Origin of the sequence: Acinetobacter sp. SwsAc2 (assembly GCF_013391465.1) — a bacterium.
Classification (GTDB): Bacteria; Pseudomonadota; Gammaproteobacteria; order Pseudomonadales; family Moraxellaceae; genus Acinetobacter; species Acinetobacter johnsonii.
Window position 1 is genome coordinate 93,857 of sequence record NZ_JACBEZ010000008.1, and the last position, 16,944, is coordinate 110,800.

Annotated in this window: 13 protein-coding genes, 3 tRNA genes and 2 pseudogenes; 11 read left to right on the forward strand and 7 right to left on the reverse strand. The window is 42.5% G+C overall.

From position 1 onward, the window contains the following. Positions 1-67: 67 nt before the first annotated feature. Both HYI04_RS05630 and HYI04_RS05635 read left to right on the forward strand, forming a co-directional pair. Positions 68-1,219, forward strand: a complete 1,152-nt coding sequence (locus HYI04_RS05630; RefSeq protein ID WP_119686979.1) for an IS4-like element ISAbe18 family transposase — start codon at positions 68-70, stop codon at positions 1,217-1,219. A 171-nt stretch (positions 1,220-1,390) separates the two neighbouring features. Further along, the gene (locus tag HYI04_RS05635; protein ID WP_178895976.1) at positions 1,391-2,137 is read left to right on the forward strand and encodes an alpha/beta fold hydrolase; all 747 of its coding nucleotides are present in this window, start codon (positions 1,391-1,393) and stop codon (positions 2,135-2,137) included. A 34-nt stretch (positions 2,138-2,171) separates the two neighbouring features. Here HYI04_RS05635 and HYI04_RS05640 read toward each other — a convergent pair whose 3' ends face one another. Next, entirely contained in the window at positions 2,172-3,344 is a 1,173-nt protein-coding gene (locus HYI04_RS05640; protein WP_178895977.1) for an acyl-CoA dehydrogenase family protein, read from the reverse strand. 192 nt (positions 3,345-3,536) lie between these two features. Here HYI04_RS05640 and HYI04_RS05645 point away from each other — a divergent pair, with 192 nt between their 5' ends. The 6 genes and pseudogenes from HYI04_RS05645 to HYI04_RS17045 all read left to right on the forward strand — a co-directional run. Next, a complete protein-coding gene (locus tag HYI04_RS05645; protein ID WP_004977895.1) occupies positions 3,537-3,794 on the forward strand; it encodes a succinate dehydrogenase assembly factor 2 in 258 nt (85 codons plus the stop codon). Positions 3,795-3,799: 5 nt separating this feature from the next. Beyond that, entirely contained in the window at positions 3,800-4,186 is a 387-nt protein-coding gene (locus HYI04_RS05650) for a protein YgfX (RefSeq protein WP_062032505.1), read from the forward strand. Between the two features lie 519 nt (positions 4,187-4,705). Then, complete coding sequence (locus tag HYI04_RS16895; protein ID WP_094148505.1) at positions 4,706-5,743, forward strand: hypothetical protein; 1,038 nt, start codon at positions 4,706-4,708, stop codon at positions 5,741-5,743. A gap of 71 nt (positions 5,744-5,814) precedes the next feature. After that, complete coding sequence (gene rrtA, locus HYI04_RS05665) at positions 5,815-6,387, forward strand: rhombosortase (RefSeq protein ID WP_178895978.1); 573 nt, start codon at positions 5,815-5,817, stop codon at positions 6,385-6,387. Positions 6,388-6,569: 182 nt separating this feature from the next. After that, positions 6,570-8,172 (forward strand): annotated as a pseudogene (locus HYI04_RS05670) (hypothetical protein); the annotation flags it as partial. A gap of 140 nt (positions 8,173-8,312) precedes the next feature. Continuing rightward, positions 8,313-8,852: pseudogene (locus tag HYI04_RS17045) on the forward strand (TRAP transporter large permease subunit); the annotation flags it as partial. Between the two features lie 408 nt (positions 8,853-9,260). On the opposite strand, the gene HYI04_RS05675 reads toward HYI04_RS17045, so the two are convergent. Genes HYI04_RS05675 through rnr form a run of 5 tightly spaced genes read right to left on the reverse strand, consistent with a single transcriptional unit; the run spans position 9,261 to position 15,431 of the window. Next, on the reverse strand, positions 9,261-9,680 hold the full coding sequence (locus HYI04_RS05675) for a hypothetical protein (RefSeq protein WP_178895980.1): 420 nt from the start codon (positions 9,678-9,680) through the stop codon (positions 9,261-9,263). 12 nt (positions 9,681-9,692) lie between these two features. Further along, entirely contained in the window at positions 9,693-9,905 is a 213-nt protein-coding gene (locus tag HYI04_RS05680) for a YheV family putative zinc ribbon protein (RefSeq protein ID WP_171054267.1), read from the reverse strand. A gap of 52 nt (positions 9,906-9,957) precedes the next feature. Beyond that, positions 9,958-12,000 carry a M3 family metallopeptidase gene (locus HYI04_RS05685; protein WP_178895984.1) on the reverse strand — a complete coding sequence of 681 codons (2,043 nt, stop codon included), beginning with the start codon at positions 11,998-12,000 and terminating at the stop codon, positions 9,958-9,960. 52 nt (positions 12,001-12,052) lie between these two features. Further along, complete coding sequence (locus tag HYI04_RS05690) at positions 12,053-12,934, reverse strand: VanW family protein (protein ID WP_178895981.1); 882 nt, start codon at positions 12,932-12,934, stop codon at positions 12,053-12,055. A 58-nt stretch (positions 12,935-12,992) separates the two neighbouring features. Next, complete coding sequence (gene rnr / locus HYI04_RS05695; RefSeq protein WP_178895985.1) at positions 12,993-15,431, reverse strand: ribonuclease R; 2,439 nt, start codon at positions 15,429-15,431, stop codon at positions 12,993-12,995. Positions 15,432-15,695: 264 nt separating this feature from the next. Between rnr and HYI04_RS05700 the strand changes: the two genes are divergently transcribed. The 3 genes from HYI04_RS05700 (at position 15,696) to HYI04_RS05710 (ending at position 16,001) form a co-directional block, all read left to right on the forward strand. Further along, positions 15,696-15,785, forward strand: a tRNA-Ser gene (locus tag HYI04_RS05700). A 14-nt stretch (positions 15,786-15,799) separates the two neighbouring features. Further along, positions 15,800-15,876, forward strand: a tRNA-Arg gene (locus tag HYI04_RS05705). Positions 15,877-15,924: 48 nt separating this feature from the next. Then, positions 15,925-16,001: transfer RNA gene (locus HYI04_RS05710), tRNA-Arg, on the forward strand. A gap of 65 nt (positions 16,002-16,066) precedes the next feature. Here the strand turns inward: HYI04_RS05710 and HYI04_RS05715 are convergent. After that, on the reverse strand, positions 16,067-16,747 hold the full coding sequence (locus HYI04_RS05715; protein WP_256732922.1) for a hypothetical protein: 681 nt from the start codon (positions 16,745-16,747) through the stop codon (positions 16,067-16,069). Positions 16,748-16,944: the final 197 nt, after the last annotated feature.

The window sequence follows — 16,944 nt, forward strand, 5'->3', positions numbered from 1 at the left end:
AAAAACCTGAGTCCTAACAGTTAAAATATGAGTGCAAACAAACACTTTAACGACCAGGATTCAGGTTTTGTCACATCAGAATACCGTATTTCATGAGCTAATTAAACCTGTTGTGCGACAGGATTTTGAACAACTTGCTAAAGTACACCATGTTGGACAGAAATTTAGAGCGGCTTCCCGGTGGGATCAGTTTATTGCCATATTGATGTCTCAATTCTCTTGTAGGCAAAGTCTGAGAGATATTCAATCCAATTTGGAGTGCCAACAGGAAAAGCTAAGTCATCTCGGAGCAAAGTCTATTCCCCGAAGCACGCTGGCACGAATCAATGAGCAGCAGCCTGCTGCCTTATATCAACAGCTATTTTACAAGTTGCTTAAATACTATGAACACTCAAAAGTAGCTCATAAATTTCGCTTTAAGAATCCCTTGTATTCCTTGGATGCCAGTCATATTGACCTGTCGCTTTCCTTATGTGAATGGGCCAAAGTTCACGACTCAAAAGCCAGCATGAAACTCAGCATAGGATTGAATCACAGCAATGATATTCCTGAGTTTGTTGCAGTTGAAAATGGGAAAGAAAATGACATGGTACAAGGCCGAAAATTCCAGTTTCCTGCTGGCAGCATTGTAGTTTTTGATAAAGGCTATGTCGATTACCAATGGTATGCAAATCTGACTGCTCAAAACATTGGATTTGTCACACGTTTTAGGCCTAAATCTGTGTATCAGGTGATCCAGCAACATCCAGTGCTTGAATCCAAAGGTATTCTAAAAGATGAAACCATTCAGCTGAATAGCGCACATGCCCTAAAAAGAAAAGCCCCAGTGTTAAGAAGAATTGAATATAGAGATCAGCAAAGTGGCAAGCACTTTAGCTTTCTCAGCAATAACTTTCATTTAGCCGCCTCCACCATTGCGGCGATTTATAAAGATCGTTGGAAAGTTGAGCTGTTCTTTAAGGCGATTAAGCAGAATCTCAAATTAAAAGCGTTTCTAGGCCGCAGCAGGAACGCAATTCAGACACAAATCTGGATTGCGATGATCGCCTATTTGTTGGTGAGTTTCGCTCAATATTTAGGAAAAACAGGTTGGACAGTTCAACGTTTACTCAGAATAATTCAAGTGAATTTGTTTGAAAGAAAAACTTTAAAAGCTTTATTTTCACCCGATAAAATACCCATAAAACAAGAGGAAGCTCAAATGAGCTTCCTCTTGTGAAAAATTGTGGGACAGCAATGGCGTAACGCTCCTTTTTTTAAGGAAATGACTTTAGGGTGTTCTGTTTTTACTTTCTTAAACTGTAGGACTGGTAGATGATTTTAAAAATTTAAAAGATAAAGAATAGGGAATATCTTAGAACAAAATTACCAAGTCCCATCTGTGTCAAACATGATTCATGCTAAAAAATGGCACACTGATGCAGCAGATCATACTTTAGCCCCGATTATTTTAATGCACGATTCATTAGGTTGTGTGGCTTTGTGGCGGGATTTTCCTGCCCGACTGGCACAAGCGACCGCGCCGGTGGTTTATGCCTATGATCGCTTAGGTTTTGGTTTATCTGATGCGAGTACACAGCCCTTGGCACATAGTTTTGTCATCACTGAAGCAGAACAGACCTTTAAAGCTGTATTGGATTATTTTTCGATCCAGAATTTTGTCATTCTAGGGCATAGCGTGGGTGGTGGAATGTCTGTTGCGATTGCTGCGGCTTATCCAGAACGTTGCCAAGGATTAATTTCAATCTGTGCACAGTATGCGGTTGAAACGCTGACACTGAAGGGGATAAGTGAAGCAAAAATTGGCTTTCAACAAGCGGGACAAATGGAACGTTTATATAAATATCACCCTGAAAAGGCGCAGTGGGTGCTTGATGCATGGACTGAAACATGGCTATCACCCATTTTCCAAGATTGGAATTTGGCCAGTTTGATTGATGGTGTGCATTGTCCAACTTTGGTTATTCATGGTGAACTGGATGAATACGGCAGTACGGCACAACCCCAGCAGATTTTTGAAGGGGTGTCAGGGCATGCTGATCTGCACATTTTAGAAGGTTTACATCATATGCCACATAAAGAGCAACCAGAGTTGGAGGTTGCTTTGATTGCGGAGTTTCATCAAGCACATTGTTAAAAGTAAAAGCCCATCCAAAGATGGGCTATTTGAGTTAAAGAGAACGTGAAATGAGCTCTTTCATAATTTCATTGGTTCCTGCATAAATGCGATTGGCACGATTATCTAGATAAGCTCGTGCAATCGGGTATTCTAGCATATAGCCATAACCGCCATGCAGTTGTAGGCATTCATCGACAACTTTAGAAAACATCTCAGAAATTTTATATTTGGCAGCCGCTGCGGCATCAATGCCGAGACTCTCTTCCAGTTGCAATTGCATACAACGGTCGAGGTAAGCGCGGCAAAAATCGATTTCTGTACGTAACTCTGCCAGTTTAAAACGGGTATTTTGAAAGCTTGAAACTGTTTTTCCAAAAGCTTTACGCTCTTTGGTGTACTGAACAGTATGCGCCAGTGCTGCTTCTGCACCCGCTTGGCAGATAATGGCCACCAACATGCGCTCCCAAGCCAGTTCTTTCATCAGCATCATAAAGCCCATGCCTTCCATACCCAGTAGATTTTCTTTGGGGACTCGGACATGATCAAAAAATAATTCGCAGGTGTCTTGTCCTTTCATTCCAATTTTATTGAGGGGTTTACCTTTACTGAACCCCGCACGATCAGCTTCAACGATGATTAAAGAGAGATTGGCTGAACCCTTTTCGCTGTCGCCTGTCTTGCAGACCACAATCGCCATATCGCAGAGATAGCCGTTGGTAATGAAGATTTTGGAGCCATTGATAATATAGTCATCCCCGTCTAAAACAGCTGTTGTTCGTACCGCTTGCAAGTCTGAGCCTGTGCCGGGTTCAGTCATAGCAATGGCTGTGACGGTTTCACCCGAAGCCATCCGCGTTAACCAATGGTGTTTTTGTACTTCACTGCCAAAGTTATTGATATAGTTTGCGACAATGTCCGAGTGTAGTGAAAATCCAGTTGAGGAATCCATGGCATAGGCTTGCTCCTCAATCAAAATCATACTGTACAAGCGGTCTACACCTGAGCCACCATAAGCTTCAGGCATAGTGGCACACAGTAGCCCCATGGCGCCTGCTTTATTCCATAGCTCACGATCGACATGCTGCTGTTGTTCATATTTTTCAATATTTGGAACAACTTCTTTGGCATAAAACTTTCGCACAGTTTCTCGAAATGCCTCATGTTCAGTATTAAATAAGTTGCGCGGCAGCATATTGTTTAACGGGCGAATTGCGCCTGATTGCATGGAAGCTCATCCTGATGTTGTTATTTTGCTAAGAGAGTAGTGAAAAGTAGATACAGCGACAATGGACTGAATGCTCAAATGTGGCTGATTTTTTGATGTGTTTTGCCAGTTGTTAAAATTGCGACATTTAACTAGTGGCGGGACAGGCATGATCGGTTAAACTAAGCCGTTTCAATTAATTTGGGGAATATAATGACTGAAGAAATGAGCTTAGAAGAGCGTAAAGTAATCTATCGCGCACGTCGTGGTTTAAAAGAAATTGATGTGTACTTTGACCCTTATGTGAAAAATTATTATCTTCAGGCAGATCCTGCGGAAAAGGCCATGTTTGCGGCCTTGGTTGAACAAGAAGATCCTGATTTGTTGGATTGGTTTATGGAAGTCTCTGAGCCGCCACGCCCTGAAATGAAAACCTTGATTCAAAAATTAAAGCATTATGTACACGGATAAGTGCAATGGAACATCGTCATTTTCAACTTAAACCCAGCCGTCTGGCTTATGTGTTTCAGTTGTCGATTTATGCCGTTCTGATGCTGGTCTTGTATCAGCTACTTCCTTTAGGACTGTGGCTGATCGCTTTGGTTGCTGGCTTTGTGCTATATTTGTTTTTTCTACGTGGGCCGCAACATTTTCAGCTTCAGCATTTAGATGGCCGTGATTGGTCTTTGTCACTTCAGAAACAAACCAATGTACAACGAGTGCAAATCAGCCATATTGTGGATCATCGTGCTTATATTGTGATTTATTTTCAACACTTTAGAGCAAAACCGATGTTGGTTTGGTGTGATCAGTTACCCATCACGCAATGGAAAGCCCTGAAAATACTCACTAAAATGCAATAATTGTTGGACAATTTTAATTCACGCAATTTAATTAAGTAATTGAAAAATAATAAGTATAAATATATGAAGTGTTGCTTTGTCTGACATATCTGAAGAAACTGATGTGCTTTTTTGGATTGTCAGACAACTTTCCTACAGTTTTTTGAGCTTAAAATGTACATTCAAATCACCAACAGCAAACAAGGAAAATCGTATGATGATCCCAACTTGGATGTTTCTAGTGGTAGCAATTGTGTTAGCGATTGTTATAGGACGATTAGGAACTGTGCTGAAGGAACGATTTGCACCAAATAAAGCCTAGCTAGGCTTCCCAGTTGATAAGTAGCATGTGCCGAACCGTCGCTATGCTACTTTTTTTTGCCTAAAAAAAGTTGAGGCGTCATTTTAGTCAATTTTCCGCATTTTATTTCATGGCAGAGTAGTGGTCTGATTTAGAGTAAATACTCTTTTCTTCGGAAAATGCTTCTGCTATGTTTGTCAGCATGGACACATACAATTATACAAATAGAGGACAGGAAAATGTCGCAAGTCCAAAAAATAGGCCAAGGTGTGGCTGTTGTAGCGCTTACAAGTTTATTATTTTCGGGTTGTTCACAAGTGGTTAAAACAGGTGCCAATGTTGCGCTTGGGTTTAGTGAAAAACATATAGTACCGCCTATTTTAGCCATGGAAGACGCTGAGATGGTGTGTAACTCAGGCAATGCTTTGACTCCTGCGATTATGTCGACCAAAGACATGGGGGCAGATCCAACACGTGTGGCGGTTCTACTTTATTCAGCATCAGGTATTTGTGCGGAGAATCAGGCGCTTGAGGCAGAGTTACGTTATTTGCGTGCCTCGAAAGCAGGCAATGTCTCTGAAGCACAGGATGCTCGAATTGAACAAAAGCGTTGGGCGGCGACTGCAGCACAACGCCAATATACTGGCTATCAACTTTTTCAAAACCGCTGGGAAAAGAAATATAAGAAACCATTGGGCGAAGGCTGTCCAAAAATGAACAGCGATTTGGATCAAACTGTATATATGCTGGGGATGTTGAGTGGGTTACAAGCCATGACCAATGATATTAACTCAGGTGGTGCAGTCAATGTTCCTAAAGACATTGCGGCTATTGTTGAACGTGGGATGGTGTGTCTAGACAATGAAAAGTTTTGGGGTGCACCGAATGCAACACGTGCGGTGATTTGGACCTTATTGCCAGGTGCGGGTGAAGGCAAACCTGATCCGTATCAGACCTTGAAACAATCGATGCAAATTGGGGAGCAAAAAGGGGTTCGTTTATCTCATGCAATGTATGCTGTAGCGGCTCAAGCCAGTGGTGACGATGCCAAGATTCGTGATGCATTGAAAAGTTATGCGGCTTCCTATAGCGATGAAAAACAGAGTAATCCACAATTTAAACTGATTGATAGTATGGCCTCGAGTATGGTTCAGGGGATTTCAGATCGTTATTGGACTGAACACACGGGGACACGAACTGGGGATGGTGGTATGGCGCATTTCTGGGATGAAAAAGAAGACCGTTCTGAGCTAGATGAGTTGTTTAGTGAAAGTTAACCAATTTTAAACTGAGCGAAAGCTCAGAAAAAATAACAATAAATGAACGAGCAACACGATAAGGACATGTGATGCATGATCAATTTCTGAATCGAAAAATCATTTTGATTGCGTTTGTCGCGTCGATCTCGGCATGCCTACAGATTTTTAAAGATCAATTTATTTATTGGCGAGTGGATATTTTTCCTGAAATTTGGCGCTTGTGGACCGCGCATTGGGTGCATGTGGGATGGATTCATTTTGCACTCAATATGCTGGCTTTTATGTGTTTGCCTTTTATTTTTCCACGGGTCCGTGTCTGGCATTTTGTGGCGTTATTGCTGATTTTACCGCCGTTGATTAGTCTCAGTTTTTATTATTTTCTGGCGGATATTGAAGCTTATGCAGGGCTGTCAGGTGTGCTGCATGGGATGTTCACTGCCATAGCCATTGTCCATTTGCTATACCGTAAAGAACGGATGTTTGCGAGTTTGGTGTTGTTTCTTATTTTAGGCAAATTGATTTGGGAAAATACCTTTGGCGAGAGTGCTACGGCTGAACTGATCGGGAGTCCAGTTTTGGTCGAAGCACATTTGTTGGGCGTGATCTGGGGAATTGTGATTGCAGCTTTGTATTTAATCGGGGTGAATCTATTTGATGAGTAATCTATTGACCTAAATTCTAAAAAGAAAATCCAGATTGTCATATTCAAAAATATAAATTTGATGCAAAGATAAACAAAACAAAAATCTAAAGGCAGAGAGAAAGGACAAGCTCGAGCCGTCTAAAACGACTGGTTCTACGGTGTATTACGCTGGACAGAACGGTAATAAAAATAGGAAACAACATGCAAAATCATGGACAGCGCAGATCAGGACTCGATCTGCTGAAGTATATATGGACCGAGTGGATTTCTACTTTTGTCATTCTGATTTTACTGTTACTTACGCTGTTAATTGGTACAGGTGAAATGATTCATGGCCAATTACTGCGTATGGGTGAGCGCTTATATGGCGATCCAGCCACGGGTATGCAGTACTCTTTTTTAAGGGCAGAGCCTGCCAAACCAGAGTGTAATCGTCAGCCGAATGTGGATGCTTTGGTGAAAACCCAAATGCAAGCCAACGCCGCAGATGAGTTCGCAGACTTTTTTGGTGCGGCTTCGGAAGCGGATGTGCGTGCGTCCATCTTGGCGGGTGTGCAGCAGTGTGAAGAAAAGTATCAGTTTTATGATAAAGCCATGCAACATATGGAGGCACATCCAAGTATCCGTGCCTATCGTAATTTTGAAACCACCTTTTTCGGTATTTTTAAATTCGGAACAGAAAATCGCGCCATTCTATTAATTTTTATGGTGGTCTTAGCTGCGATTAGTGCCACCTTAAAAATCCATCATATTGGTTTGCGTGGCCCTGCGACTAAGCTAGATTATCGGGTTTATAGCCTCCTGATGACATTCGGTAATGGTCTATTAGCTTACTCGAGCATTAGTCAATTTAACTCAGTCAAAGACTCAGGTGTGCCGATGAATGGCGAAACCCAGCTGATTTATTGGCTGTGGATGGTTCTATTTGGCGTACTGACATTGATAAGTGTTTGGCAGCTGTTTAGCCCACCGAAAGATGCTAAAGCTGGTGGACGTCTTGGCTTTGCTTTCCTGAGTGTGCCTCTGTATGCCTACATGGCGGTGATTACCGGCGTAGCATTTATCTTCTTCATGGACTACCCAATGGGCCAAGGGATTTACTTGGGACAGCTGGTTGAATTCTCCAGTATTTTCCTGAATTTAGCCCTATTTATTTGGGCGGGTATGTTGTTGAAACAAACCCGTGTCGTGGATCTGTTCTTAAATATTTTGCGTCCATGGAATTTGGCGCCTGAAACACTCACCTGGTTGATTTTAATCGCTGCAGCCTTACCAACCGCATATACGGGTGCATCGGGGATCTTTGTGATTGCAGCAGGGGCGATTATTTATAAAGAAGTCTGGAATGCAGGTGGACGTCGTCAGTTTGCCTTGGCTGCAACCGCTATGTCGGGTTCGCTGGGTGTAGTTTTGCGTCCATGCTTATTGATTGTGGTGGTGGCATCCTTAAACAAAGAAGTCACGACGGACCTACTTTATCAATATGGTGTTTATACTTTCCTACTGACCTCAACACTGTTTTTAGTGGTTTCACTCTTCTTTGCAGAGAGTAAATTCCGCATCGCGGCACCGAGTTTGGCCGCACCGAAATCAGGGCGTGCTTTCCTAGCAGTTGTGCCGTATATCGTGATTTTTGTCCTCACGTGGATGTTCTATAAATACTTATTAGACACTGACTTAAATGAATTTACTGCACCCGTGATGATGCCTGTGATTTTATTGATGATCGTGTTGTTTGATAAATTACGTCATCAGCCTGCGCCTTTGCCTGCTGTGGGGCATTGGGATGAGACACTCAGCACAAATTATAACTCGGGTGGTGAACCTGTATTGGCTGGGGCTCAAGTTGCCCATGCAGAATACCGTGAAGGGCTACATGGTAATGCCGCAGATGATGGACAAGTGGTGAATCATGGGGTGGTTCAATCTAGTTCCATGGACGTGTTACGCCAAGTCGGTTTTTGGAAGTCGATGCATATCTCGACCAGTGAAACCGTTGGACACATTGGTGCTTTGGTCATTTTAATGGCACTGTCAGTCAGCGTGGGCGGATTGCTTGAACGTACGGAGGTAATGAGTTTCTTCCCGACTGATATTAGCAGTACGTTCTTGGTCATTACTCTGATTTTGGGGTTGATGGTCTTTGTTGGGATGATTATGGATCCATTTGGCGCCGTGATCTTGATTTCTGCGACGGTTGCACCTGTGGCCTATCAATATGGTATTCATCCTGTCCATTTTTGGATGATCACCTTGATTGGCTTTGAGTTGGGCTATGTGACACCACCTGTGGCCCTTAATCATCTTTTAGCAAGACAATCCATTGGTGATGCCGAAGTGAATGAGGCCGATGAGGAAGTGCGTCATTTGTCTTTCTATTATCGTTATGAACGTTGGATTTTACCTTTGATCGTGTTGTTCCCAGCGATGCTGATCATTGCTTATGTTCCATACTTCTTTAAGTTATTTGGCTGGTATCACTAAGTTGTGAACTTGAGTTAGACCATAAAAAAGCATCTTCGGATGCTTTTTTATGCTTTGGATTTTATTCATGATGATTTTAAGGAAAATGGTTTCTTTGCAGCGACTACCCACTCAAATCAAAACAAAGTACAAGGGTATTGTTAAGCGTCCCATCTTAAAAAATCAGCCCGTACTTAAGCTCAATGAAAAGAATCAATCGATCCATAAAGTCCCTCTAAAAGAAACTCTTGGCATAGCTAGGAGTAGGTCTATAACAAATGCAATGTCATTCATGGAGCGAGGTAGGTAAGAATAATGAGTGGTCTAATAGCTTGGCGCTGATTGAAAAGGTGGGTGAAGCAGCAGGGCAAAAAAAGACGTTAGCGTATCAGTCGATAGGCTAACGTCTTTAAAAATAACAACCGTATTTTACTGAGCAGCCAATTGGGCTTCTAACAGTTTAATTTGTTCTTCTTTGAGTTTTACCAGCTCATCGGCATCTTTGTGCTGTGCTTGCAAGCTCTTTTCCTGTTCCTTCAACTGGCTTTGAATATCGTCCAGTTTCGCCACTTCTTCTTTGGCAAGTGAGGCATTTTCAGGGACAGGTGCTTTTAAAATATCTTCTTCGACCAATTTAATGGTGTTGTCAGCCATGGCGGTCGAAGCTGCTTTTTCAGCTTCTGGAAGCGCCTTCACGGTCGGTTGAATCAACTCCGCTTGATGCACCGGTGTTGCAGACTCTTGTGCAGCAAACAACCATTGATAAAGTGCAAAAATCGCAATGATTGCGACTAAACCTGCTGTAATACCCCAGAGTAATTTAGGGTTGTTGTGTTGTACGGACGACATTCGATTCAACCTTTATTCTTTGGATTGACGTGGTTTAAATTGAATGACCCCAACCTCGTCAGGGATAGCAGGGATCTGAGGCTCGTCTACATGAGTTGGACGATTCTCAGAATAACCACAGTCGATACATTCAATCCATTCATCGTCATTCGAGGTAAGCATAACAACTCGATCCATCGCCTGACATTTAGGACATTTTGCACCTGCAATGAAACGACGTTTAATAGTCATTAGACTTACCTTCTGAACAATTTAGGCGCCTAGTTTACTCACTTTTTTAGCGGTTCGTCCAACCTTGATGACGAAGTAAAGCATCTATTTTTGGCTCGCGTCCACGGAAATTGATAAATGCATCAAGCGCTGTATCTTTTCCGCCAACTGCTAGAATAAACTGGCGAAATTCTTTTCCAGTGGCAGTATTAAAAATCCCTTCATTTTCGAAACGATCGAAGGCATCACTGGCCAAAACTTCCGCCCATTTATAAGAATAATAACCCGCTGCATAGCCACCTGCGAAAATATGGCTGAAGCTATGTTGGAAGCGGTTATAAGGCGTGGTCTCTAAAACAGCGTATTGTGCACGGATCTCATTTAAGGTGGCTTGGATCTGATCTGCTTTCAAAGCAGGGGCTGCTTTATGAATGCTGAGGTCGAATAGGGCAAACTCAATTTGACGTAAACTTTGCATGCCGGATTGGAAGAAACGCGCATCCAGCAAGGCTTTGAGTAGACTTTCTGGTAAGGCTTCTTGGGTCTCAATATGTGCACTGAGCAGGTCTAAGCTTTCGGTATCCCATGCCCAAAACTCCATGAATTGGCTTGGTAACTCCACCGCATCCCATGCCACGCCGTGTGTGCCTGCAACCGCAATATTGTCGACTTCTGTCAACATATGATGTAAACCATGTCCAAATTCATGGAACAATGTGATCACTTCATCATGTGTCAGTAGCGCTGCTTGATCTCCCACTGGTGGCGTAAAGTTACACACCATATAGCAAATCGGTTTTTGTAGGCCGTGCGTTGTTTGGGTGCGAGAGCGGAAACCACTCATCCATGCACCGCCACGTTTGCCCTGACGCGCATAGAGGTCAAAGTAGAATCCACCGACCACTGCGCCTTGATCTTCGAGTTCAAAATAACGTGCATCTGCGTGCCAAACGGGGGCTTCACGCTCCACAATTTGAATCCCATAAAGACGATTCACAATGCTAAATAAGCCCTGCAAAATCTTAGGTGCAGGGAAGTAGGGCTTGAGTGCTTCTTGAGATAAATTGAACTGTTGGACTTTCAATTTTTCCGAATAATATGTGCTATCCCACGGTTTTAAATCCTCAATGCCATCTTCAGCGGCAATGGCTTTCAGCTCCGCCACTTCTTTGAGCGCAGGGGCACGTGAATGTTCAGCTAAATCACGTAAGAACTGATCCACCGTGACTACATTTGGCGCCATTTTGCTGGCCAATGAAAGCTCGGCATAGTTGTTGAAACCCAACAATGCCGCCATTTCCTGACGCAGGCTTAAGATTTCTTCCATCGCCGCGCTGTTATCAAACTCAGCGTGTTCAGACTGATCAGATGCACGTGTGGTGTAGGCACGATACAGTTCTTCGCGTAAAGGGCGGTTTTCCGCGTAAGTCATAATCGCCAAATACGACGGGAAGTCTATAGTGGCAACGGGTTGATCCAGTTCGCGCTGCTGACCATATTGTTTTAACAGCTCAACACTGCTTTGTGGTAAGCCTGCCAGTTCGTGTTCCGCTAAAGGTTTGAAATAGGCTTGGGTTGCATCCAGAACATGGTTGGAAAACTCGGACGATAGTTGTGATAAGCGTGCCGAGATTTCTGCATAACGTTTTTTGGCTTCACCTTCTAAAGCCACCCCAGACAGTTTGAAGTCGCGCAGTGCAAGTTTAATCGCACTTTGTTGGGCTTCAGGGAGGTGATCAAATTGCGCAGCATCATGAATGTGTTGATAGGTTTGATACAGCGCTGTGTGTTGACCTAACTCGGTATAGTATTCACTTAAACTTGGTAATAGTGACTGGTATACCTCACGAGTTTCAGCATTGTTCATCACCGCATTGAGGTGAGACAGCACGCCCCATGCTTCACTCATATTATTTTCTAAATGATCAACTTGTTCTAAGACCGTAAGCTGTGCCTGAATTGATTCAGGGACTTCGCTCAGGTCTTTTAAGAAATGTTGACCCTGTTGAATGGCTTGTTCGATCTGCTGTTGGAGTTGTACTAAGGTGATTTGATCAAACTGTGGAACAGGCAAGGTTGCTTTTTCTAATGTCATGCGTTTAAGCCAAATTAAATGTTCAGTTATCACTAGATGTAAGGGTGATGCCGTGGGAAATCAAGTTTTAATTGGTTTTGATGTTTTGCACTGCTTGAAATTCAGCCCATGATGGGTAGTGCTGATCAATGCGTGAGGGCTGATAAAGCACTTTGGCAAAGTTACGGGTCATGCATTCAGTGGCTAAGATTTCACCGCTTTTATATTTTTCTTTGCGGTGTCGCCAAATTTCGTTTTGTCGGTAGTAGTCCGTCCCGATTTTTAGGAAGGCATGCTGTTGTTCAAACACATGGTAGACATAGCCTAAATCGGCGGAGCAACGCAGTTCACCTTCTAAACATTTCTCACTAAACCACAGCCGAATTTGAAAGCTATGCGGGGTGGGGTTGTAAAATTGATAATCGATATAGTTATAAAAAATTGCAGCGCCACTACCAAATGGAAGTACACGACCATGATCTGGGAACGGGTCAAAGGAATGCTGTGAACGTTGTACCACTTGTAACGGGCTATGCAAGACAAGCCAGTGAATGAGATTGGCAATTTGGCAAATACCGCCACCAATACCACCGCGTGCTTGACCAAAGCTGAGTTCCATTCCCTCGACATAGCCTTTTTGAGTTGTTGGTTGTCCCACCAACTGACAAAAAGAAAACGTTTGTTGTGGATGGATTAAAATCCCGGAAATACACGGACTGGCAATTTTAAGATTGATGACTTTATTGTATTGCCACTGCTGATCGCTGTCGCCTAATTTACGAATCAGAACGGACTGATGCTTTTTGACGCGAAAAGCCAAAGGGACGTCAGAAAATGAATGGGCATAGTCTTTCCCATCTGTTTTCCACTGCCAATAGCGCATCATACGTCGGCTACGCGTGGCCATGAAATAAAGCAGGGGATGGTATTGGCTGATAGGTTTGCTTAAAAATAAACGCAAAAAGTTCATGTTGGCCCTATGAAAAAAGGTGCTAGGACACATTAAGCCCTAGCACCTTTTTCATCATTTACTCAGTTTTCGCTTTTGCATTTGATTTTTTCTTTTTAGGTTTCGACTTTTTCTTCACTTTATCTTTAACCTTTGTTTCAGACTTTGATGAAGATTTTTTACCAGGCTTTTTGCTGTAGGAGCTAGGTTGGGATTTATCTTTTTTGCGTCGTATGGGCTGGTCTCCGCTGTTACTGGGAGAGGTGTTTGTCGACTCGCTGAAGACTTCTTCTTTACTTTCGCTTCGTGTTGTTTTGGCTTTGCCAACACGGGGCGCTCGACTACGTATGGGCCGACCACCATGTGAGAGTTGCTGCAATAATTCAAAATCAATTTTGCGGTCTTCTAAATTCACTGCTGCAACTTTGATTTTCACTTCATCGCCCAAGCTAAAGCTTTGACTGCGTGCTTGCCCAATCAAGCTCTGACTTGGTTGGTCATAGACAAAGTAGTCATCACCCAGTTGGCTGACATGGATCATGCCGTCAACATATAAGTCTTTGAGTGTCACAAACAGACCAAATTCTGCCACTGCAGAAATGGTGCCGACAAACTCTTCACCCAAATGCTGCTGCATATAATGGCATTTCAACCATGTGGTGACAGAGCGAGATGCTTCATCTGCACGACGTTCAGTCGCCGAGAAATGTTGACCAGCATCATCCAAAGCAGCCCCTGAAAGAGGTGCAGGTTTATGTTTTAACTTGGCTTTAATCGCACGGTGTAACAACAAGTCTGGGTAGCGACGAATTGGAGAGGTGAAGTGCGTATAGGCTTCATATGCCAAACCAAAGTGCCCCGCGTTATTCGCGCCATAGTAGGCTTGCATCATTGAACGTAACAGTACGGCATGGATACTTGGTGCATCAATACGGTCTTTGGTTGCATCAATCACGGCTTGGTAGTCTTTCTGAGTCGGCTGTTCTGGGAACGGTAGACCTAGCAGTTTGACAAAGTCGCGTACTTTTTGAATACGTGAAAACTCAGGTGGTTCATGAATACGGTATAACATTGGCACATCATGTTGTAGCGCATATTCAGCCGCTGCTACGTTTGCCAACAACATACATTCTTCAATCAGTTTATGCGCATCATTACGCGTACGAGGTAAAATTTCCTTAATGCCGCCCAGCTCATCAAATGTCATGTAAGTTTCAACGGTTTCAAATTCCATGGCATGACGTTCTGCACGTAAACCTTTGAGGACTTGATAGAGTTGGAACAGGGTGTTCAAGGATTTGCGAACATCACGGTCTTCAGGAATGGCACTGCTGTCGCCGTCAAAGTACTGGGCAACATTGGTATAGGTTAAACGTGCTTTTGAGTGCATCACAGATGGGTAGAACTCAAACTTGGTGACCCGACCTGCACGTGACAGGTTTAAATCACAGACCATACATAGACGGTCTACATGCGGATTGAGTGAACATAAGCCATTCGAGAGGGCTTCAGGCAACATCGGTAAAACAAAGTGCGGGAAATACACCGATGTACCCCGTTCTTGAGCTTCATCATCCAGTGGTTTGCCTGAACGGACATAGTGACTGACATCCGCAATGGCCACCACCACACGGTAACCGCCGCCTGGACGTTTTTCTGCATAGACTGCGTCATCGAAGTCGCGTGCATCTTCACCATCAATAGTGACTAAGGCTAAATCACGTAGGTCAATACGACCTTCACGGTCTTGCGCTGAAGGCTCTTTAAAGCTCTCTGCTTCTTTAATGACTTCTTCTGGGAACTCATACGGCAAACCAAACTCTAAAATGGTTTGCGGAATAATAATTTCAGTATCGGCCTTGTCTGCCATCGATTGCACAATATGACCTGTCGCCAACTCATCTTTGGTTGGGTAGTCATCAATTGCAACACGAACCGAATCGCCCACTTTGACTTGTGCGTGTTCGATTAACTCTTTTTCTAAAGTAATCGGTTGGTGCGTATTCGGATTTGCTGGTTGAATAAAGTATTCACCATCATGTATTGATACTTTACCAATAATTTGCTTCACACGGTGTTGCACTACCTCAGTAATAAAGCCCCAAGCTTTACCTTTGCGGTCTACTGAGGTTTGACGCACTTTAACACGGTCACCATTAAACACTTGGCGCAGTTCGCGTTCAGGTAGAAGTAAGTCTTCATGACCTGCAATATTCGCCGTGCCAAAGCCTTTACTGTTGATGTAAACCGTTGCTTCATGTTCAGGTTGCTCTTCGGCAATTTGAAACTTGAAGCCATCTTTCATCAGTTGACCATCACGAACCATCGCAATCAGACGATGGCTGAGTGCTTCAATGCTTTTTTGATCTGCAATTTCAAAAATTTCGACCAAGTCCGCATGCGATAAAGCCGTCTTTTTTTCTTCGATGGTTTCTAAAATGAGCGTGCGGCTCGGAATAGGGTTGTCATAACGTTCAGCTTCAGCTTTTGCTTCAGGATCGACCCAATTTTTCATAATGTCTTTGGCTGTATGTCAGTAGATAGGATTAGCATAAGTCATGCGAAGACAGACTGCACGCAAATGATTGCAATATTGTGTTTTATGTCGGCAATTTAGAATATCTGCTGTTTTATTCAACATGCAGATGTAGAGAAAAGAATAAATTCTGCTGAATCCGCTCTAAATTGTTTAAAAAGTATTTAATTGAACGAAAATATGCAAAAAATTGAGTGTCTGTGCTTGCAGTGCTAGCATGAAGTTTGTATTATGGCCGCACGTTACGGTGAGATGGGTGAGTGGCTGAAACCACATCCCTGCTAAGGATGCGTACGGGTAACTGTACCGAGGGTTCGAATCCCTCTCTCACCGCCAAATTTACTTATGTCGCGCTCATAGCTCAGCTGGATAGAGCACTTGGCTACGAACTAAGGGGTCGGGAGTTCGAATCTCTCTGAGCGCACCAATAAGTAAACTGTATGTAACGTATCGCCTGAATTGGCACACAAGTAATGCGCTCATAGCTCAGCTGGATAGAGCACTTGGCTACGAACTAAGGGGTCGGGAGTTCGAATCTCTCTGAGCGCACCAACTTGAACAATCAACCGCACATGTTGCGGTTTTTTTGTGTCTGATTGTTTTATATTTGAAAAATATTAATTTCTCAAAAATGTAATTAATGTGATTGCAATTAAATAGCAGTAACACATACAGATTGCGAGAATAATAGTTTTATTGATCTTTTTTTGCATTTTAATATTTTGAGGAATGCTATCGGAAATCTGAAAAGATGCCACAGATCCGAAGAATAAATAACTTATAAATATGAGTATGAGTGAAATCCATAAACTATTTTTTTTATTAGAAATAGAGTTTTGATCATCTGGAGGTGTAGTTAAATAATTAAATGTTTGTTGGCGATTATTTTGATCTATGAAAACGATGTCTTTTAAATGTAGTGAAGTATATCGCCCTGTCCGTTTATGTATTTGAGCATAAAAAAGTACGCTTTCAACTTTTATTTCAGATGAATAAGCTAATTTACAGATATTTTTTAGTTTGTTGGTGCAAAGTTGAGAATAAAATACGTCACCATTCTGGCTTATATATAGGTTTTTACGATTATCTCGAAATTTTGACACGGTAAAAAAATAGTTTGAATTCATATGCCTTTCAAATACGTGCCATTCGTTTGAGTGTAAGCTTTCAATATGTCGAACTTGATTTTTTATTGTTTTAATAGAATAGCCAATGACGATGAGCAGGATAAGTACAGATGCTATTGCTGGTCCAATTTTACTCATGTTTAAAGTTGATTGATCTGTTTGATTTGGCATTTGTATCTTAAATTAATTTTATGTAATTCTTCTATTTGATTATAAAGAATCTCATACTAGTTGTGGTTGCTGGGCAGAGTAAAACTTGAAGTGCGACATAAACCACCTAATTAATTTAAAGGGTTTATGGAGTATATAAAATTGTCATACCATCATCTTAACTTTGAAGATCGTACTGCATTAATGCTTGAGTCAAG